The 18,121-nt window shown below is 67.8% G+C and carries 18 protein-coding genes; 8 read left to right on the plus strand and 10 right to left on the minus strand.

The window, feature by feature from the left end; genetic code table 11:
• Positions 1-102 precede the first annotated feature (102 nt).
• Together UAJ10_RS04650 and purU are read left to right on the plus strand one after the other, a co-directional pair.
• Entirely contained in the window at positions 103-933 is an 831-nt protein-coding gene (locus tag UAJ10_RS04650) for an IclR family transcriptional regulator (protein ID WP_322914192.1), read from the plus strand.
• 121 nt (positions 934-1,054) lie between these two features.
• Positions 1,055-1,933 (plus strand): formyltetrahydrofolate deformylase, encoded by an 879-nt coding sequence (gene purU, locus UAJ10_RS04655; protein WP_322914193.1) that lies wholly within the window; start codon positions 1,055-1,057, stop codon positions 1,931-1,933.
• Between the two features lie 61 nt (positions 1,934-1,994).
• Here purU and UAJ10_RS04660 read toward each other — a convergent pair whose 3' ends face one another.
• From UAJ10_RS04660 to UAJ10_RS04675, 4 genes are all read right to left on the minus strand, one after another.
• Positions 1,995-2,654, minus strand: a complete 660-nt coding sequence (locus UAJ10_RS04660; protein ID WP_322914194.1) for a hypothetical protein — start codon at positions 2,652-2,654, stop codon at positions 1,995-1,997.
• Positions 2,655-2,976: 322 nt separating this feature from the next.
• On the minus strand, positions 2,977-3,393 hold the full coding sequence (locus UAJ10_RS04665; RefSeq protein WP_322914195.1) for a hypothetical protein: 417 nt from the start codon (positions 3,391-3,393) through the stop codon (positions 2,977-2,979).
• Between the two features lie 278 nt (positions 3,394-3,671).
• Positions 3,672-4,085, minus strand: a complete 414-nt coding sequence (locus tag UAJ10_RS04670; RefSeq protein ID WP_322914196.1) for a hypothetical protein — start codon at positions 4,083-4,085, stop codon at positions 3,672-3,674.
• A gap of 223 nt (positions 4,086-4,308) precedes the next feature.
• The gene (locus tag UAJ10_RS04675; RefSeq protein ID WP_322914197.1) at positions 4,309-4,755 is read right to left on the minus strand and encodes a MaoC family dehydratase; all 447 of its coding nucleotides are present in this window, start codon (positions 4,753-4,755) and stop codon (positions 4,309-4,311) included.
• 207 nt (positions 4,756-4,962) lie between these two features.
• Between UAJ10_RS04675 and UAJ10_RS04680 the strand changes: the two genes are divergently transcribed.
• The 3 genes from UAJ10_RS04680 to UAJ10_RS04690 all read left to right on the plus strand — a co-directional run bounded on the left by UAJ10_RS04680 (position 4,963) and on the right by UAJ10_RS04690 (position 7,027).
• The gene (locus UAJ10_RS04680; RefSeq protein WP_322914198.1) at positions 4,963-5,736 is read left to right on the plus strand and encodes an AzlC family ABC transporter permease; all 774 of its coding nucleotides are present in this window, start codon (positions 4,963-4,965) and stop codon (positions 5,734-5,736) included.
• Positions 5,733-6,053, plus strand: a complete 321-nt coding sequence (locus tag UAJ10_RS04685; protein WP_322914199.1) for an AzlD family protein — start codon at positions 5,733-5,735, stop codon at positions 6,051-6,053. Before UAJ10_RS04680 ends, UAJ10_RS04685 begins: the two co-directional genes overlap by 4 nt.
• Before the next feature lie 110 nt (positions 6,054-6,163).
• Positions 6,164-7,027 (plus strand): pirin family protein, encoded by an 864-nt coding sequence (locus UAJ10_RS04690; RefSeq protein ID WP_322914200.1) that lies wholly within the window; start codon positions 6,164-6,166, stop codon positions 7,025-7,027.
• Positions 7,028-7,044: 17 nt separating this feature from the next.
• Here the strand turns inward: UAJ10_RS04690 and rraA are convergent, their stop codons facing one another.
• Positions 7,045-7,521, minus strand: coding sequence for a ribonuclease E activity regulator RraA (rraA, locus tag UAJ10_RS04695; protein ID WP_322914201.1), 477 nt, complete (start codon positions 7,519-7,521; stop codon positions 7,045-7,047).
• A gap of 203 nt (positions 7,522-7,724) precedes the next feature.
• On the opposite strand from rraA, the gene UAJ10_RS04700 reads away from it, so the two are divergent.
• Together UAJ10_RS04700 and UAJ10_RS04705 are read left to right on the plus strand one after the other, a co-directional pair.
• On the plus strand, positions 7,725-9,065 hold the full coding sequence (locus UAJ10_RS04700; protein ID WP_322914202.1) for an MFS transporter: 1,341 nt from the start codon (positions 7,725-7,727) through the stop codon (positions 9,063-9,065).
• Positions 9,066-9,161: 96 nt separating this feature from the next.
• On the plus strand, positions 9,162-9,539 hold the full coding sequence (locus tag UAJ10_RS04705; protein WP_322914203.1) for an SRPBCC family protein: 378 nt from the start codon (positions 9,162-9,164) through the stop codon (positions 9,537-9,539).
• 109 nt (positions 9,540-9,648) lie between these two features.
• Here UAJ10_RS04705 and UAJ10_RS04710 read toward each other — a convergent pair whose 3' ends face one another.
• The 3 genes from UAJ10_RS04710 to UAJ10_RS04720 form a co-directional block, all read right to left on the minus strand.
• Positions 9,649-11,484, minus strand: a complete 1,836-nt coding sequence (locus tag UAJ10_RS04710; protein WP_322914204.1) for a phosphoenolpyruvate carboxykinase (GTP) — start codon at positions 11,482-11,484, stop codon at positions 9,649-9,651.
• 545 nt (positions 11,485-12,029) lie between these two features.
• Positions 12,030-13,328 carry an MFS transporter gene (gene tcuC, locus UAJ10_RS04715; RefSeq protein ID WP_322914205.1) on the minus strand — a complete coding sequence of 433 codons (1,299 nt, stop codon included), beginning with the start codon at positions 13,326-13,328 and terminating at the stop codon, positions 12,030-12,032.
• 12 nt (positions 13,329-13,340) lie between these two features.
• A complete protein-coding gene (locus UAJ10_RS04720) occupies positions 13,341-14,144 on the minus strand; it encodes a substrate-binding domain-containing protein (protein WP_322914206.1) in 804 nt (267 codons plus the stop codon).
• Positions 14,145-14,257: 113 nt separating this feature from the next.
• On the opposite strand from UAJ10_RS04720, the gene UAJ10_RS04725 reads away from it, so the two are divergent.
• Positions 14,258-15,154 carry a LysR family transcriptional regulator gene (locus UAJ10_RS04725; RefSeq protein WP_322914207.1) on the plus strand — a complete coding sequence of 299 codons (897 nt, stop codon included), beginning with the start codon at positions 14,258-14,260 and terminating at the stop codon, positions 15,152-15,154.
• A gap of 7 nt (positions 15,155-15,161) precedes the next feature.
• Here the strand turns inward: UAJ10_RS04725 and UAJ10_RS04730 are convergent, their stop codons facing one another.
• The gene (locus UAJ10_RS04730; protein ID WP_322914208.1) at positions 15,162-16,064 is read right to left on the minus strand and encodes a hydroxymethylglutaryl-CoA lyase; all 903 of its coding nucleotides are present in this window, start codon (positions 16,062-16,064) and stop codon (positions 15,162-15,164) included.
• Positions 16,061-18,121 (minus strand): acetyl/propionyl/methylcrotonyl-CoA carboxylase subunit alpha, encoded by a 2,061-nt coding sequence (locus UAJ10_RS04735; RefSeq protein ID WP_322914500.1) that lies wholly within the window; start codon positions 18,119-18,121, stop codon positions 16,061-16,063. The genes UAJ10_RS04730 and UAJ10_RS04735 overlap by 4 nt, the downstream gene beginning before the upstream one ends.

Below are 18,121 nucleotides of genomic sequence, written 5' to 3' on the forward strand. Positions count from 1 at the left end.
CCGTAAGTCAAGGCGCCTCACGCCATCTCTTGCCCGGCGGGCGCCCTGATGGCATAGCCGGAGAGCCGCTCCCCCAGCCCTCAGGTCCAGGCCGGATTATCCATGACCACCCTTCCCGATGATACCGTGCCCGACCTCGACGCCACCGACGGCTTGACCGGCGATGGCGCGGGGGACGCCGTGCGCAAGTACCGGGCGCCCGCCCTGGAGAAGGGTTTGGACATCCTGGAGTTGATGGCCAGTCACGGCGCGCCCATGACACCGTCGCAAATCTCCGCGCGGCTGGGCCGCTCGGTCAGCGAGTTGTTCCGCATGATCCAGGTGCTGGAGTTCCGGGGCTACATCGCGCCGGCGGCGACGGCCGATGGCTATGAGCTGACCAACAAGCTGTTCACCTTGGGCATGGCCCGGGCATCGGTGCGCACCCTGCTGGAGGCGGCCCTGCCCCGGATGCGCGAGCTGGCGCTGGCCATCGGCCAGTCCTGCCATTTGGCGGTGGCCTCGGACGACCAGATGGTGGTGGTGGCGCGCATCGAGAACCCTGGCCATCTGGGCTTCTCCGTCCGTCCCGGCTATCACCGCAGCCTGGTGGAGGCCACGTCCGGCATGGTGCTCTACGCCTTCCAGCCGCCGCACACCCAGGTCCTGTGGCGCGCCATGCTGGAACGCGCCGTGGGGCCGGACCGGGTGGCGCCATTCGTCGCCCGCGCCGACGCCGTGCGCACCCAGGGGTATGCCCAGGCCACCAGCGATTACGCCCTGGGTGTCACGGACCTGTCCGCCCCCGTCATCGGCGGCACCGGGGCGGCGGTGGCGGCCCTGACCGTGCCTTTCATGCAGCATACGCCCCTGGTCCGTTCCTTGGCGGAAGCCATAGGCATGGTGCAAGCCACCGCCCGGCAGATCGCCCAGGATCTCACGGAACGGGCCTGAACCGGCCCCGCGCGGATGGCCGGCATGCACGCGCCCAGGGCTGTGACACGCCCTTGGTTTATGCTAGACCCGGGCAACTTCCTTCCAAATAACACCCGCATGCCTTGAGGAATCGTTCGCCGTGACGTCGCAGCCGCCCCCCGCCCCCCACAGCCCCTACGTCCTGGTCCTGACCTGCCCCGACGTGAAGGGTGTGGTGGCCGCCGTCTCCAGCTATCTGGCCGACAATGACGCCTCGATCACCGAATCCAACCATTTCAACGACCAGCTGACCAACAGCTTCTCCATGCGCACGGCCTTCCGGCCGGACGGACCGGGCTTTCCCGACCTGGACAGCCTGCGCCAGGGCTTTCAGTTGATCGCCCGCCGCTTCCGCATGGACTGGCAGCTGGTGGATATGACGGTGAAGCCCAAGGTGGTGATCGCCGTGTCCAAGTTCGGCCATTGTCTGTACGACCTGCTGCACCGCGCCCGCTCCGGCTCCCTGCCCATCGACATCCCGGCCGTCATCTCCAACCACGACGACATGCGGTCCTTCGTGGAATGGAGCGGCGTTCCCTATCACCACCTGCCCGTCAAGGGGGACAAGGCGGCGCAGGAGGCCGCTTTCATGGACGTGGTGAACCAGGCCGGCGCCGATCTGGTGGTGCTGGCCCGCTACATGCAAATCCTGTCGGCCGACCTCTGTGGCCAGTTGGCGGGCCGCTGCATCAACATCCACCATTCCTTCCTGCCCAGCTTCAAGGGCGCCAAGCCCTATCACCAGGCCCATGCCCGTGGCGTGAAGCTGATCGGCGCCACCGCCCACTACGTGACGACCGACCTGGACGAAGGCCCCATCATCGAGCAAGGCATCGAGCGGGTGGACCACACCCAGACGCCGGAGGATCTGGTGGACATCGGCCGCGACATCGAGTGCGCCGTCCTGGCCCGCGCCGTCCGCTGGCACATTGAGCGCCGCATCCTGGTGACCGGGCAGAAGACCATCGTCTTCAGTTGAATAAAAAAGGCGGGACGGCCCTTCGGCTGTCCCGCCTATCGTCATTAAGCGCCGCTAGGGCCTAGCGCGGCGTCACGCCGGTGCTGGTCGACGTGCCGGTCGAGGCGTTCACCTTGGCCGAAGCGCCGCCGGCGGACACGCTGTCCTGAGTCTGCACCTTGGCATGATCGCCGGCGGACACGCCAGACTTGCCGGCCGAGACGCCGGCGCCGCCGGTGCTGCCGGTCGACATGTCGGCGGCGCCGTTCAGCGGCGTCGGAGCCTTCGTGGCGCCCACGGCCGTGGTGCTGGTACTGCCGGAAGTCTGGGTGGTACCGGCGGCGGTGCCATTGGTCACGCCCATCGCGCCGGCGGTGGTGCCGTTCTCCACGTCCTGGGTGGTGGCCGCGGCGCTGGCGGCGGTATTACCGGCGGCGTTGGCGTTCGCCTTGGCGGCATCGGTCGCGGTGTTGGCGCTGTTCTGCGCGGTCACGGCGGCGCTGTCCGTCACCCGGCCGGCGGTGGCGGCGGTGCCACTGGCGGCATGCGTGGCGGCCTGGGTGTTCAAGCCGGCCATCGCGTCCTGCCGGGCGCCCAGGTTGGCGCCGGCGGCGGTGGTCAGGGTGCTGTTGACGCCGCCGGTGACGGCACCGGTGGCATGGCCGCCGATCAACTGCGCGTTGGCGGCGCCGGCCAGCAGGGCGGCGACAGCCACGCCGCTCAGGAGAAGACGGGTATTCATGGTGTTCCTCCGTATCGCAGTGCGGCAAGCGCTTTCAAGTTTCCGCGCCTGCCCTTGCTACGGATGCCAGTTCATTACCCAATGATGGCGGTAATTTGGCAAGGAAATGGATTCAATATGCCTAGGTCTAAGGCCACAATGGCCAAACATTTAAAATATTGGTCGTTCAATTGAAGATGAAAATAGCACCATAAACTATCCCAACGTTTCCTGAGTTTACGCGAGTTTTTTCAATAGCATATCCATAAGAAAGGGCGGGACGTCCCGGGGACATCCCGCCCTGCGTTCACCGACCGCAAGGATCGGTGGATACCAGCGGCGCTTAGCGCGGCGTGCTGGTGGTGGTGGTCGTGGTGCTGGTGTTGCCGTACCCGTCCGTCTGGGTCGCCTGGCGTTCCACCACGCTGCCGTCCGGCGTCTCCACCTTGCTGTGGCTGCGCGTGGTCTTGGTGCCATCCGGGTAGGTCGTGGTCGTGGTGCGGGACTTGGTGACGCGATCGTCATCCGAGCCGGTGACCGAGCTGTAGGAGGTTTCGGTCGACTGGGTGCTGCCGGGCGCCATCATGTCGGGCGCGGGCGGCTGCACCGTGGTGGTTTCGGTGGTGGTGGTGCGAGACTGGGCCACCGGCGCCGCGCTGGTGGTGACGGTGCGGGTCGTGGTCGTTTCGGACTGGGCGCAGGCCGCGCTGGCCAGCAGACTGGCCAGGGCCGCGCCGCTCAGAAGAAGACGGGTGTTCATGATTATTCCTCCATTGAGTCGTGGCGGGTGTCATCCATTGAAGTCATCGCGCCCGCCTTGCTACGGATTCAAAATTTATCTTTGAATATGGCTGGATTTCGGCAGATCGAGGGAATAAATTTGCCAGAATACTATCAAAATCAACGTATATTGGGAGTATATTTTCAATATAAACAAATAAAGAAAGGCAGAATGTCCCGCCGGGACATCCCACCCTTCTTTATTCAGCGCGCTATCCTGGGACGCTATTACGGGTGCAGGCCGCACCCCATTAGGCGTCAGCGCGGCGTGCTGGTCGTCGTGGAGGTGCTGGTGGAATTACCGTAGCCATCGGTCTGGGTCGATTGATGTTCCACGGTGCTGCCGTCCGGGGTTTCCACCTTGCTCTTGCTGCGCGTGGACTTGCTGCCGTCCGGGTACGTGGTGGTGGTGGTCTTCGACTTGGCCGTGCGATCATCGTCGGAGCCGGACTGGGAGCTGTAGGTCTCCGTCGACTGGGTGGTGCCGGGCATGGCCGCATCCGGGGCCGGGGGCTGCTGCGTGGTGGTTTCCGTGGTGGTGGTGCGCGACTGGGCCGCCGGAACGGCGGTGGTCGTCGTGGTGCGCGAGGTGGTGGTTTCGGACTGGGCGCACGCCGCACCGGCCAGAAGGCTGGCGAAAGCCACGCTGCTCAGAAGAAGACGGGTATTCATGGTTATTCCTCCGTATCCGCGTACGGCGGGCATCACATGAAACGATGCGCCTGCCTGTTACCGACCAGAGTTCAACCCCGTAATATGGCCGGAATTTGGCAATAATCGCAGCTCTATATGCTTAATCCCTTCGCGGCGCATGGGTATTTTAAAATGGATAGGGGAATCGATGGGCGGCATATACTCGCCGTGCCGCCCAAACGAAGAATTGATCACTTAGCCTTCAGGGATAGACGGCGGTCAGCCATTCGGCCAAAAGCGCGGGCTTTTCCTGGCCTTCGATTTCAATGATGACGGTGCGGGTCAACAACCAGCCACCGCCCTTTTCCTCAACCGACTCAAGGGTCTGGCGGCTGCGCAGGCGCGACCCGGCCGGCACCGGCGCCAGGAAGCGGATTTTGTTGAAGCCATAGTTCACGCCCTTGCCGGCGTCACGCACCTCCAGCGTCTGGTAGCTGAAGGCAGCCAGAAGCGACAGGGTGAGGAAACCATGGGCGATGGTTCCCCCCAGCGCCGCCGTGGCGCGTGGCACGTCGACATGGATCCACTGATGGTCGCCGGTGGCGTCGGCGAAACCGTTGATGCGGTCCTGATCCACCACCACCCAGTCGGAGTAACCCAGATCCCGCCCCACCAGGGCGGGCAGGTCGGCCATGTCCACTGTCAGCATTCCTTGCGTCCTCCGCGTTATTGGCCACGTTATTGGCGCCCCCGAAGGTTTGCCCGTATCACGGGGGCGGCGCGTGGGCGGCAGGATGCCAAATTGGCGGGGCAAGGGCACGGACTATGCAATTCCCCACGCGCACCATTCGCCTACCATGCGCGTCTTGCTTCCCTGTGGCCCCGCCCTTGGCCCGCCCTGACCAACGGACCATCCATGACCGCCACCGCCGTGCCCGACGATATCGCCCCGGACGAGCGGGAGCCCGGCCGGTCGGTATGGGCTGAGTTCCGCCGGGGCCTTGCCGCCATGGCGCCCATCCTGCTGGGCGTGGCGCCCTTCGCCCTGGTGCTGGGCTCCCAGGCCGCGATGAAGGGCCTGAGCCCGCTGGAAGTGGCGCTGATGTGCGGCCTGAACTTCGCCGGCGGGTCGGAGTTCGTGGCCATCGAGCTGTGGCGCAGCCCGCCGCAGATCGCGCTGATCGCCGGCATGACCCTGCTGGTCAACTGCCGCCACCTGCTGATGGGGGCGTCCTTCGCCCCCCATCTGCGGCGCCTGCGCCCCTGGCAGGCGGCCCTGGTGCTGTTCGTCATGGCGGATGAGACCTGGGCCCTGGGCATGGACGACGCCCGCCGCCGCATGGCCGTCACCGGCCGGCCGGGCATCAGCCTGCCCTACTACGCCGGCCTGGCCGTTTCCCTCTACGTCGCCTGGGTGGCGGTCACGGTGCTGGGTGCCGTGGTGGGCCCGGTGCTGGGCGACCCGCACGCCTATGGCTTCGACATGGCCTTCACCGCCGTCTTCCTGGTGCTGATCCGGGGCATGTGGAAGGGCTGGCGCCGCGCCCTGCCCTGGCCGGTCAGCCTGGGCGTGGCCGCCCTGACCCATCTGGCGGTGCCCGGCGCCTGGTATGTGCCGGCCGGCACGCTGGCCGGCCTGGCCGTCGCCTATTTCGTCGCCGGCACCGAAACGCCGGAGGCCGCGCCGTGAACGATTTCTCCCGCTATGTCGCCTTGGATGTCCCGTCGCTGCTGGCCATCCTGTCCATGATGGCGGTGACGTACGCCACCCGCGTCACAGGGTACCTGGTGCTGCGCAAGCGCGCTCTCAGCCCCCGCGCCACCGCGGTGCTGGAGGCGGTGCCGGGCGCCGTGCTGATCTCCGTCATCGCCCCGGCCTTCACCACCACCAATCCGGCGGACTTGCTGGGCCTGGCGGTGACCTTGGCCATGGCCTGCCGCTTCTCCATGCTGCCCACCGTCATCGTCGGCGTGGCGGCCACCGCCCTGTTGCGCCACCTGCTTTGACATGTTGCGCGGGGCGCGGTTGATCCGCGCCCCGGTCCTTGGCATCCTTTTCCGCCACGATATCCGAGGCCACGATATCCGGGGCCACGGCATTCAGGGGGAAAGGCATCATGATCGAACTCGTCATCGACCAGCGGCGGCGTGATTTGGGCGGGTTCGAGGTCGGGCGCATCCTGCCCGTGGCCCAGCGCCGCCATGTCGGCCCCTTCGTCTTCTTCGACCACATGGGCCCGGTGGACTTCCCGAAGGGCATCCCGCTGGAGCGGGACGTGCGCCCGCACCCGCACATCGGCCTGTCCACCGTCACATACCTGTTCGATGGTGAGATCATGCACCGCGACAGCGTCGGCTCCGAACAGGCCATACGGCCGGGCGAAGTCAACTGGATGACCGCCGGCAGCGGCATCACCCATTCCGAACGCTTCGAGAAGGCGCGGGCCGAGGGCGGCGCCCTGCACGGCATCCAGGCCTGGGTGGCCCTGCCCGAGGCGGACGAGGAGACCGCCCCCAGCTTCCACCACCACGGCGTGGATGACCTGCCGACCTATGAGCATGGCGGCCTGTGGGCCCGGCTGGTGGCGGGTGAGGCCTTCGGCGCCAAGGCCAAGGTCAAGACCCACTCCCCCCTGTTCTACGTGCACTGGGTGCTGCAGCCCGGCACCAAGGCGCAGCTGCCGGCCGAGTATCCGGAGCGCGCGGCCTATGTCGCCGTCGGCTCGGTGGAGGTGGACGGCAGGACGGTGGAGGCCGGCCACATGCTGGTGTTCACCCCCGGCCAACCGGTGCTGTTCACCGCCGTCACCCCCGCCGTGGTCATGCTGCTGGGCGGCGAGCCGCTGGGCGACCGCTACATCGACTGGAACTTCGTCTCCTCCCGCAAGGAGCGGATCGAGCAGGCCAAGGCCGACTGGCGTGCCGGCCGCATGAAGCTGCCGGATCTGGACGACAAGGAATTCATTCCGCTGCCGGGGTGAGCCGGTGTCTGATGGCTTCACAAGCGCGCAGCGCTGACGACGATGCCGTCCTCATCGGCGTAGAGCCAGGCGCCGGGCGTGAACTGCGCGCCGCCGAACGACAGCGGCGCGTCCACCTGGCCGGCGCCGGTCTTGGCGCTTTTCTTCGGGTTGGTGCCCAGCGCCTTGATGCCCAGGTCGATATGGGCCAGGGCTACGCTGTCACGCACGGCGCCCCACAGCACCAGGCCGGCCCAGCCGTGCTTGAACGCCAGGCCGGCGATGACGTCGCCCACCAGGGCGGTCCGCAGCGAGCCGTGGCCGTCCACCACCAGCACGGCGCCCTCGCCCGCCTCGGACAGCGTGTGCTTCAGCAGGGCGTTGTCCTCATGGCAGCGCACGGTGCGGATGGGCCCGTGGAAGGACGCCCGCGCCCCGAAGGAGCGGAACTGGATCTCACAGCTTTGCAGGCTGTCCTCATAGGCATCGACCAAGTCGGCGGTGCGATGGGTCATGCCGCCCCTCCCTTCCCTGCCAAGGTTTCGTTCCATTCTAACGCATTTCGCCCGGCACGGCAGCGGTGAGGATGGTACCGCCACCACACTCTTAAGTGACTACAAGTAAGTGACTACAAGGATGTGTATACTTCCGTGAGAAGATCCGGCGCCGGGTTGGGGACAAAGAGCCGGCGCCGGACCAGGAACTGTGGGGAAATCCTGTGGCTTATTCCGTCTATGTCTTGGTGGTGCTGGTGCTGGCCTATGTGCTGGCCTTCATAGACCGCCAGATCCTGACCCTGCTGGCGGTGCCGATGAAGGCAGATCTGGGCTTGAGCGACCTGCAGCTCAGTCTGCTGCAGGGCCTGTCCTTCGCCCTGTTCCTGGCCGTTGGCGGCCTGCCCATTGGCCGCCTGGTCGATCGGCGTCGGCGCACGGCGGTGCTGGCCGCCGGCGTCGCGGCCTGGAGCCTGTTCACCGCCGCCTGCGGCCTGGCGCGGTCCTTCCCTGCCCTGTTCCTGGCCCGCGTGGGTGTGGGCTTTGGCGAGGCGGCCATGGTCCCGTCGGCCTACTCCCTGATCGGTGACCTGTTCCACGGCCGCCGGCTGGGCCTGGCCATCGGGCTGTATAACATGGGCCCCTATGTGGGGGCCGGGCTGGCCCTGATCCTGGGCGGGCTGGTGCTGCACCATCTGCCGCCAGACGTGGTGCTGCCCCTGCTGGGCGACCTGCGCGGCTGGCAGGTTGTGTTCCTAATGCTGGGGCCCATCGGCCTGCTGATGGCGCTGTGGGTCGCCAGCGTGCGGGAACCGGTGCGGACGGGGGCCGGGGCCCACACCGCGCCCGATTGGGCCGAGGTGCGGGCCTATTACCGCGCCCATGGCGTCAATGCCCTGCTGGTCAACCTGGCCGGCACCTTCGCCGCCATGGCGCTGTACAGCCTGGGCGCCTGGCTGCCCCATCTGCTGGCCCGCATCCATCACATGAAGCCGCTGGATATCGGCCAGGGCATGGGCTGGCGCCTGATGGTGTTCGGCGCCGGTGGCGCCTTGCTGGCCGGCATCCTGGGCGATCTACTGCGCCGCCGGGGCCTGGCCCAGGGGCGCCTGGCCGTGATGGTCATGGGCGCCGGCGCGTCCTGCCTGCTGCTCTATCCCGCCCTGCGCGCGCCGGACGGCGACGGCGCGCTGGCGTGGTTGGGGCCCTTGATCGGCTGCATGACGCTGGCCATCGGCTCCAGCCCCCCGGCCTTGCAGGAGATCACCCCCAACCGCCTGCGTGGCTTTCAGCATGCCGTGGCGGCACTGATCGCCACCCTGCTGGGCCTGGGCGCGGGCCCGTCGGTGGTGGCCCTGGTGACGGACAAGGTGCTGCGCGACGAAAGCCGGCTGGATATGTCCCTGCTGCTGACCGTGCCCGCCATGCTGGGCGCCTGCATCCTGCTGGCGCTGGTCGTGTGCCGCCGCTACGCCGCCAGCTTGGCGGCCATGGCGCCGGCGGCTGAACCGGTGCCGACGGCCGGCCCTTCCCTTTCGGGGGCAGGCGGAAGCGCCACAACCTGAGCAATCTATTTTTGTGGGAAGCTCACGCAAAACGATGTATTAGGAGGAACATCGTCTATGCGCGCGTAGGTTGTCGCGCCAGCCCTGGAGAAGAGCATGTACAACACCGCCACCTTCCCCGTGCCGGACGGCACCACCATCAAGATCAACGGTTTCACCAACTCCGCCTACTGGGCCCAGCGCATCGTGGTCGAGGTCACGGGCCAGGCGCCCATCACCTGGAACGGCACCGGCGCCCAGGACAACAAGCTGGTGGGCCAGGTGGTGATCCCGCCCGGCAACGGCCGCCAGGTCAGCATCACCATGTCCTATGATCCGGGCGGCGGCTTCGCCCCCTCCACCGTGGTGAAGATCCCCTTCGACGATCCCAGCCTGACCGGCTTCGTCATCGGCGGCCAGGACGCCGGTGGCCGCCCCAATGGCCCGGCCAGCTGGAACACGGTGGCCTTCGTCTACTGGGCCAAGGGCTACTGAGCCCCGGAGGCACAGGAGCCCCAAAGGCTGGCAGTCAGTAAAAAGCCCCGGATGGCGGACCATCCGGGGCTTCGTCCATGCGCCCGCCCTCACCTGCCGGGCGCCGTTCTCAGGCCGCTTCGCGGTTCTGCGCCAGGCGGTCCAGCAGGGCGTCCTGCTGATCGATCAGTTCCTGGGGCGTGTCGCCGCCGAAACGGCCGAACAGTTCGGACTGATCGCGCAGTTCCGTCTCGGCCTCCACCTCGTCCACCGCCATGACGGCGTCGAACTGGTCGCGACCGAAGTCCAGGCCGGTCCAGGTCAGATCCTCATAGCGCGGCGTCAGGCCGAACAGGTTCTCTTCCGTCTGCGGGCTGCGGCCACGCACACGGTCCACGATCCACTTCAGCACGCGCATGTTGTCGCCGAAGCCCGGCCAGGCGAACTTGCCGTCCTGGTCCTTGCGGAACCAGTTGACGCGGTAGATGCGCGGCAGGTCGTTGATCTTGTTGCCCATGTCCAGCCAGTGGCGCCAGTACTCCGCCATGTTGTAGCCGCAGAACGGCAGCATGGCGAAGGGATCGCGGCGGATGGCGGCCTGGCCCACGGCGGCGGCGGTCGCCTCCGAGCCCAGGGTGGCCGCCCAGTACACGCCCTCGTTCCAGCCGCGGGTTTCGAACACCAGCGGGAAGGTGCGCGACAGGCGGCCGCCGAAGATGAAGGCGCTGATGGGCACGCCGGCGGGATCTTCCCAGGCCGGGTCGATGCTGGGGCACTGGCTGGCCGGGGCGGTGAAGCGGGCGTTGGGGTGCGCCGCCTTGCGGCCGCTGGCGGGCGTCCAGTCCTTGCCCTCCCAGTCGATCAGGTGGGCCGGCGGCGTCTCGGTCAGGCCCTCCCACCACACATCGCCGTCATCGGTCAGGGCGCAGTTGGTGAAGATGACATTAGCGTGCAGGGTCAGCAGGGCGTTGGGGTTGGACTTCAGGCTGGTGCCCGGCGCCACGCCGAAGAAGCCCGCCTCCGGGTTGATGGCACGCAGGGTGCCGTCCGGCGACGGCTTGATCCAGGCGATGTCGTCGCCGATGGTGCGTACCTTCCAGCCGTCGAAGGCGGCCGGCGGCACCATCATAGCGAAGTTGGTCTTGCCGCACGCCGAGGGGAAGGCGGCGGCGACGTAGGTCTTCTCGCCCTCCGGGCTTTCCACGCCCAGGATCAGCATGTGCTCAGCCAGCCAGCCCTCCTCGCGCCCCAGGGATGACGCGATGCGCAGCGCGAAGCACTTCTTGCCCAGCAGGGCGTTGCCGCCATAGCCGGAGCCGAAGCTGATGATCTCATGCGTCTCGGGGAAGTGGACGATGTACTTGTGCTTGGCATTGCAGGGCCAGGCCACGTCCTTCTGGCCGGCCGTCAGGGGGGCGCCCACGGAATGCAGGCACTTCACGAAGTCGCCATCGCCCAGCTGGCGCAGCACCGCCTCGCCCATGCGGGTCATGATGCGCATGTTCACGGCGACATAAGGGCTGTCGGACAGCTGCACGCCGATGTGAGAGATGGGGGAACCGAGGGGCCCCATGCTGAAGGGCACCACGTAGAGGGTGCGGCCGCGCATGCTGCCCTTGAACAGGCCCCGCAGCGTCTGGCGCATCTCATCCGGATCGGCCCAGTTGTTGGTCGGGCCGGCCTCTTCCGCCGTCGGGGTGCAGATGAAGGTGCGATCCTCCACCCGGGCGACGTCGCCGGCGTCGGACCGGCAGAGGAAGGAATTGGCCCGCTTGGCCGGGTTCAGGCGGATGAAGGTGCCCTGGGCCACCATCTCTTCGCACAGCCGGTCATATTCCTCCTGGCTGCCGTCGCACCAATGGACGGCCGCCGGCTGGCAATGGGCGACGACCTCGTCAACCCAGTCCAGCAGGGCCTGGTTGGTGGTGGGCGCGCCGGTGAGGGACGTCGTGACGGTGCTGCTCATGGAAATATTCTACCTTTCGATCCGCGAAACCGCTGGCGGGTGGCCCGGCGCCGTCCCGGCCTGCCTGGCCCGGGGAGGTGCGCCGGCCGTCGACGGAAGCGCTGGATGTGCGGCATCGTTCCTTGAGGGCCGGCGGGGCGTGGGCACAGCCGACGGCAAACGATGCCGCGCCGCTTCCATCGGCGCAGACGGTCATGATGGGTATGGGGCGTTCAAGGGCGCGATGGCCGACCGTTGACAGGTCAACTATATGCGCATGCCTCCCTGGCACCGGACAGGCCGGGTGCGGCAGGGCGCTCGCCCCGCGAACGGGATCGTCGATGGATTCCGTGGGTGAAGGTCATTGTGCGCTACTCCCCGAAGTTGAGTACGGGTGGGCCGGTCTTTGCCGCCAGCTCCACCCTCAAAATATGGCCGGCCCTGTCGCCGGGCGCGTGCCTGCTCCATCTTCTACCGCCCCGCCACCGGATGTCCAGTGGCTTGGCTGTGTCAACGGCGGCCGGCCTGGTCCGGAACGTCGGACGCCTTCATCCAAGGTATTAACATCATGGCGTATCCGCCAGCATCCGCGCGGTCGACGGGTCACGCCGGTAAACCATGAGGACGGACAGCAAGCCGCACAGCGCGGCGGCGGCCATCCACAGGCCGGGTGCCGCCTTGTCGTCCGTCAGGTCGATCAGCCAAGTCGAGACCAGCGGCGTGAAGCCGCCGAACAGCGCCGTGGCCAGGCTGTAGGCCAGGGAGAATCCGACCGTCCGCACCTCCGGGGGCATCACCTCCGTCAGGGTCACCAGGGCCGCCGCGTTGTAGCTGGCGTACAGGAAGGACAGCCACAGCTCAGCCACCAGCATGGTGCCGAAGCTGACATCATGAACCAGCCAGCTCAGCATCGGATAGGCCGTCAGCATGGCCAGTAGGGTGAAGGCCGTCAGCAGGGGCCGGCGGCCCACCTTGTCGGACAGCGCCCCCATCACCGGCAGCCAGATGAAATTGGACAGGCCGACGCAAAAGGTGAGCAGCAGGCTTTGCCCGGCATCGAGCTTCAGCACGCTTTTGCCATAGGTCGGCGCGTAGACGGTGATGAGGTAGAAGGACACCGTCGTCATCACCACCATCATCATGCCGGCCAGCACCAGCCGCCAGTTCGCGGCGATGGACCGGACGATTTCCCGGAAGGTGGGGCGATGCCGCCGGTGCTGGAATTCCGCCGTCTCCTCCAGCGAGCGGCGGATGACGAAGATCACCGGCACGATCAGGCAGCCGATGAAGAAGGGGATGCGCCAAGCCCAGTCGTGGATTTGCTGCGGCGTCAAAATCCGGCTCAAGCCATAGCCGATGAGGGCGGCGGCCATGATGGCCGCTTGCTGGCTGGCGGATTGCCAGCTGACGTAAAAGCCCTTGCGACCCGGCGTGGCCATTTCCGACAGGTAGACCGAGACGCCGCCCATCTCCACCCCGGCGGAAAAGCCCTGCAACAGGCGACCGATCAGCACCAGGGCGGGGGCCAGCAGCCCGATGCTGGCGTACCCGGGCACGAAGGCGATCAGCACCGTGCCCAGCGCCATGATGGCCAGGGTCAGCACCAGACCCTTGCGGCGCCCGATCCTGTCGATATAGCTGCCCAGGATGACGGCGCCGACCGGCCGCATCAGGAATCCGGCGCCGAAGGTGGCGAAGGTCAGCATCAGCGACGCGGTGTCGTCGCCGCTGGGGAAGAAGGTGCTGGCGATGTAGGGCGCGTAGAAACCGTAGAGGAAGAAATCGAACATCTCCAGGAAGTTGCCACTTGTCACACGCAGCACCGTGGCCAGCCTGGACGGCTGCTTGGCATTGGAACTCGGCATAGGGGGCGATCCTCAGCGGGGGGCTGCGGGGGCGGGCACCAGCCCGGATTTGATGATCAGCGACGCCGCGTCGGGCGAGGACAGGAACGCGATCAAGTCCTCGGCCGCCCGCGTCTCCCGCGTTCCGGCGACAATGCCGATGGAAAACGGCGTCACCTTCTGCGCCTCGTCAGGCAGGGGGCCAACGATGTCGATGCCAGACAGCGGCAACAATTCGCTGATCTGCTGGAAACCGATCTCCGCCTCGCCGCGCGCGACCACGGCGCCGACCGGTTCCGCCGGGATCATGCGCGCCTTGTCCTTCATGGCGTCGGCGATGCCCAGGCGCTGGAACAGGAGCGTGGACAGGAAAACGCCGCTGGCGCTGTCCGAATAGGCGACCGACTTGGCGTCCAGCAGCACCTTCTTCAAAGCGGCGACGGTGGAGATGTCCGGATGGGGGGCGCCGGCCTTCACGGCCAAGCCGATCTTGGACAGGGCCAGGACCCTGTGGTCCAGATCCATCACCTGCCCGGCCCGCACCAGCGTCTCAAGGCTGTCCCCCACCATGATGACGACATCGATATCCTGATGGTGCCGCAGCCGATTGGGGATGGCCTCCGGCGTGTCGCCCATGGACGGGCCCCACACGGACACCAGCGTATGCCCGGTGCGTTTCTCGAACTCGGGCGCCAGCGCCTTGTACGCGGCGGCGAAGCCCCCCGAACTGGCGACGTGCAGTTCCGCGGCGCTGGCCGGCAGCGGCGACAGCGCCAGCAGCAGGGCGACCACGCGCGACATGACGCCGCCCGCGGAACGCGGGACACTTCCGGTCATCACCGTCTCCTCCGGTTTTTATGTCGCGGTCATTGTGGAACGCCGACGACCGAACATGAATTGCATTTATCTTCTCAATTAATAATGATGGCGCATCAATTGGAGCGCGCGGCATGCGGTTGGACTTTGAATTTGGGGAGGTGCTGGCCTTCGTCACGGTGGCGCAGACGTTGAACTTCCGCGCGGCGGCGGACAGGCTGCACCTATCCCAGCCGGCGCTGAGCCGGCGGGTGGAGAAGCTGGAGGCGGCGTTGGACATGCGCCTGCTGGAGCGGACGACGCGCAAGGTGGACTTGACGGAGGCTGGCCGCCAGTTCCTGAACCACGCCGTCGTCATCCTGGAAGAGCTGGAGCTCGCCCGGGCCAGCATGGTGGAACGCGCCAGCCGGGCCAAGCAACTGGTGACCGTGGCCTGCGTGCCGTCGGTGGCCAACCACGTGCTGCCCGACATTCTGCGTCTTTACGCCCAAACCCATCCGGGGGTGCGGATCCGCATCATCGATGAAAGCGCCGGCAAGGTGCTGGATGCCGTGATGGAGGGCGAGGCCGATATCGGGATCAGTTTCCTGGGCGCCCAGAACGCTGAGGTCGACTTCACCCCCATCCGCAGCGAACCCTATGTGCTGGCGGTGCGCCGCGACCATCCCCTGGCGGCGGCGACGGCGGCCCGCTGGGACGGCCTGGAGGCGGAACGGCTGATCGCCGTCTCATTGAACAGCGGCAACCGCATCCTGATTGAAAACGTGCTGGCCGGCCTGCCGCGGCGGCCGACCATCCATTACGAGGCCAACCACGTCGCCGGGGCGCTGGGCCTCGTGTCGGCCGGGCTGGGCGTGGCCGTGCTCCCCGCCCTGGCCCTGGCCAACAACGCCTATCCGGCGCTGGTGGGCATACCAATGCGCGACCCTGAGCTCAGCCGCACCCTGGGTTTGGTCACCCGCGCCGGGACCCGGCTGAGCCAGCCCGGGTCCGCGCTTCATGACCTGATCTTGCGTAAGATCGGCGAGTAGCCGCGCCTCAGCCCGCCTTGGCCAGCAGGGCGCGGCCGGCGCGGCTGGCGTTGGGGCGGCCGATGGCGTCTGAGATCCAGCCGCCGATGGCCGACAGCGCGTCCAGGTCCACGCCGGTGCACAGGCCCTGCCCTTCCAGCATGTAGACCACATCCTCCGTCGCCACGTTGCCGGTGGCCCCCTTGGCGTAAGGGCAGCCGCCCAGGCCCGCGACGGAGCTGTCGATGACCCGGATGCCCTCGTCCAGGCAGGCCAGCAGATTGGCCAGGGCCTGGCCGTAGGTGTCGTGGAAATGCGCGGCCAGCCGGGACACCGGGACCTCTTCGGCCACGCGGCGGACCAGGGCCGCCGCCTTGGCCGGCGTGCCCACGCCGATGGTGTCGCCCAGGGATATTTCGGCGCAGCCCAGGTCGACCAGGCGGGCCGAAACCTCCGCCACCTTGGCGGGGTCGATCGCGCCCTCGTAGGGGCAGCCCAGCACACAGGAGACGTAGCCGCGCACGGCGATGCCGTTGTCCCGCGCCAGGCGGGTCACGGGGGCGAAGCGGTCCAGGCTCTCGGCGATGGAACAGTTGATGTTGCGCTGGGAAAAGGCCTCCGACGCGGCGGCGAAGACGGCGATTTCCGTGACACCCGCCGCCAGGGCCTGGGCGAAGCCGCGCTCATTGGGCACCAGCACGGGATAGCCGACGCCCGGCCGCCGCTGGATGCGGGCCAGCACATCGGCCGTGTCCGCCATCTGCGGCACCCATTTGGGCGAGACGAACGCGCCCGCCTCCACCACCGGAAGCCCGGTGGCCGACAGGCGGTCGATCAGGGCGACCTTGGTGTCGGTGGGCACCAGCGCCGCCTCGTTCTGCAGGCCGTCGCGGGGGCCGACCTCGACGATGCGAATGGCCGAAGCGCTCATGCCTCATCCCCCTTCACGATGATCAGTTCGGCGCCGTCCGGCACCTGGTCGCCCACGGTGTAACGTACACTTTCCACCGTGCCCGGTCCTTGCGCCTTGATGGTGTGCTCCATCTTCATGGCCTCCAGCACCACCAGGCCCTGGCCCTTCTCCACCCGGTCGCCGGCCGCCACCAGCACGGCGATGACCTTGCCCGGCATGGGCGCCACCAGGCGCCCGCCGCCGCCGGCATCGACCACGCCCACGTCCAGCGGGTCGATCAGGGTCAAACGGTGGTGCCGGCCGGGGCGGAACAGGTCCAGCTCCCGCCCCCGGCGTGACCACCCGGCCGTCAGACGACGCCCGCCGACCTCGGCCACCAAGCGGCCTTCCCCATGAGCGTCATCGGCCTCAAAGCGGGCGTTACCCGCCAGTTCCTGGCCACTGGGCAGGGTGATGTCGAAGCCGCCATCGCGCCGGCGGCAGGCCCGCACCTCCTGCGGCTCGCCGCCCTCGCGCCCATCGGCGAAGGTCAGGACTTCCGCCACGGCGTCGTTCAGGCGCCAGCTGTCCGCCGTGGCCCAGGGGCTCCACGGGTTGTTGGTCCGGGCCGCGGCGGCCACCGTTTCCGCCTTGCGCTCCAGCAGCACGCCCAGGGCGGCCAACGCCAACACGTCATCGTCCGGCGCAGCCGGCGGGGGCAGCAGGTCGGCCTGGTACCGCTCGATGAAGCGGGTGTCCAGGTCCGCCGCCAGGAAGGCCGGATGACCGGCGATGGACGCCAGGAAGGGAATATTGGCGGCCAGGCCGCCCACTTCCGTCCCCGCCAGGGCCTGGCGCAGGCGCCGCACGGCGGCAGGGCGGTCCACATCCCACACGATCAGCTTGGCGATCATGGGGTCATAGTGGATGGAGATGACATCGCCCTGGCGCACGCCCGTATCCACGCGCACATGCCCGCCCGATGCCGGTCCGGCCGGGGGGAAGCGCAGGTGCGACAGGGTGCCGGTCTGCGGCAGGAAGCCCTTGTCCGGATCCTCGGCGTAGAGGCGCACCTCGATGGCGTGGCCGTTCACCGCCAGCTGGTCCTGGCTCAGCGGCAGGGCGCCGCCGGCCGCCACCCGCAGCTGCCATTCCACCAGGTCCTGGCCGGTGATGTACTCGGTCACCGGATGTTCCACCTGCAGGCGGGTGTTCATCTCCATGAAGTAGAAGCGGCCGTCGCCGCCCGTCTCCACCGGATCCAGCAGGAATTCCACCGTGCCGGCGCCGACATAGCCGATGGCCTTGGCCGCCGCCACGGCCGCCGCCCCCATCTCCTGCCGCAGCTCCAGCGGCAGGTTGGGCGCCGGCGCCTCCTCCACCACCTTCTGGTGGCGGCGCTGGATGGAACAGTCACGCTCGAACAGGTAGACGCAGTTGCCGTGGCTGTCCGCGAACACCTGGATTTCCACGTGGCGCGGACGGCCCAGGTATTTCTCGATCAGCACCCGGTCATTGCCGAAGGCGGCCTGCGCCTCGCGCTTGGCCGAGGCCAACTGTTCGTGGAAGTCCTCGGCCGAGGTGGCGACCTTCATGCCCTTGCCGCCGCCGCCGGCCGACGCCTTGATCAGCACGGGGAAGCCGATGCGGGCTGCCTCGGCCGCCAGCACGCCGCTGTTCTGCTCCTCCCCATGGTAGCCGGGCACCAGGGGCACGCCGGCGGTTTCCATCAGGGCCTTGGCCTCGGACTTGCCGCCCATGGCGCGGATGGCGCTGGCCGGCGGACCGACGAAGATCAGGCCGGCGGCGGCGCAGGCCTCGGCGAAGCCGGCGTTCTCCGACAGGAAGCCATAGCCCGGGTGGATGGCCTGGGCGCCGGTGCGGGCGGCCGCGTCCAGGATGGCGTCCATGCGCAGATAGCTGTCGCGGGCCGGCGCCGCGCCGATGCGCACCGCCTCGTCCGCCATGGCCACATGCAAGGCGCCCGCGTCGGCGTCGGAATAGACGGCGACGGTGCGGATGCCCAGGCGCCGGGCCGTGCGGATGACGCGGCAGGCGATTTCACCGCGGTTGGCGATCAGCAGCGTATCGATCAT

The organism is Nitrospirillum guaranorum, from assembly GCF_034653275.1.
Lineage (GTDB): Bacteria > Pseudomonadota > Alphaproteobacteria > Azospirillales > Azospirillaceae > Nitrospirillum.

What these genes read in the sequence shown, in the direction of transcription:
- UAJ10_RS04650 (WP_322914192.1), top strand. Translation starts at nt 103, where the DNA reads ATGACCACCCTTCCCGATGATACCGTGCCCGACCTCGACGCCACCGAC.
- UAJ10_RS04660 (WP_322914194.1), bottom strand. Translation starts at nt 2,654, where the DNA reads ATGAATACCCGTCTTCTCCTGAGCGGCGTGGCTGTCGCCGCCCTGCTG.
- UAJ10_RS04665 (WP_322914195.1), bottom strand. Translation starts at nt 3,393, where the DNA reads ATGAACACCCGTCTTCTTCTGAGCGGCGCGGCCCTGGCCAGTCTGCTG.
- UAJ10_RS04670 (WP_322914196.1), bottom strand. Translation starts at nt 4,085, where the DNA reads ATGAATACCCGTCTTCTTCTGAGCAGCGTGGCTTTCGCCAGCCTTCTG.
- UAJ10_RS04675 (WP_322914197.1), bottom strand. Translation starts at nt 4,755, where the DNA reads ATGCTGACAGTGGACATGGCCGACCTGCCCGCCCTGGTGGGGCGGGAT.
- UAJ10_RS04680 (WP_322914198.1), top strand. Translation starts at nt 4,963, where the DNA reads ATGACCGCCACCGCCGTGCCCGACGATATCGCCCCGGACGAGCGGGAG.
- UAJ10_RS04690 (WP_322914200.1), top strand. Translation starts at nt 6,164, where the DNA reads ATGATCGAACTCGTCATCGACCAGCGGCGGCGTGATTTGGGCGGGTTC.
- rraA (WP_322914201.1), bottom strand. Translation starts at nt 7,521, where the DNA reads ATGACCCATCGCACCGCCGACTTGGTCGATGCCTATGAGGACAGCCTG.
- UAJ10_RS04705 (WP_322914203.1), top strand. Translation starts at nt 9,162, where the DNA reads ATGTACAACACCGCCACCTTCCCCGTGCCGGACGGCACCACCATCAAG.
- UAJ10_RS04710 (WP_322914204.1), bottom strand. Translation starts at nt 11,484, where the DNA reads ATGAGCAGCACCGTCACGACGTCCCTCACCGGCGCGCCCACCACCAAC.
- tcuC (WP_322914205.1), bottom strand. Translation starts at nt 13,328, where the DNA reads ATGCCGAGTTCCAATGCCAAGCAGCCGTCCAGGCTGGCCACGGTGCTG.
- UAJ10_RS04720 (WP_322914206.1), bottom strand. Translation starts at nt 14,144, where the DNA reads ATGACCGGAAGTGTCCCGCGTTCCGCGGGCGGCGTCATGTCGCGCGTG.
- UAJ10_RS04725 (WP_322914207.1), top strand. Translation starts at nt 14,258, where the DNA reads ATGCGGTTGGACTTTGAATTTGGGGAGGTGCTGGCCTTCGTCACGGTG.
- UAJ10_RS04730 (WP_322914208.1), bottom strand. Translation starts at nt 16,064, where the DNA reads ATGAGCGCTTCGGCCATTCGCATCGTCGAGGTCGGCCCCCGCGACGGC.
- UAJ10_RS04735 (WP_322914500.1), bottom strand. Translation starts at nt 18,121, where the DNA reads ATGATCGATACGCTGCTGATCGCCAACCGCGGTGAAATCGCCTGCCGC.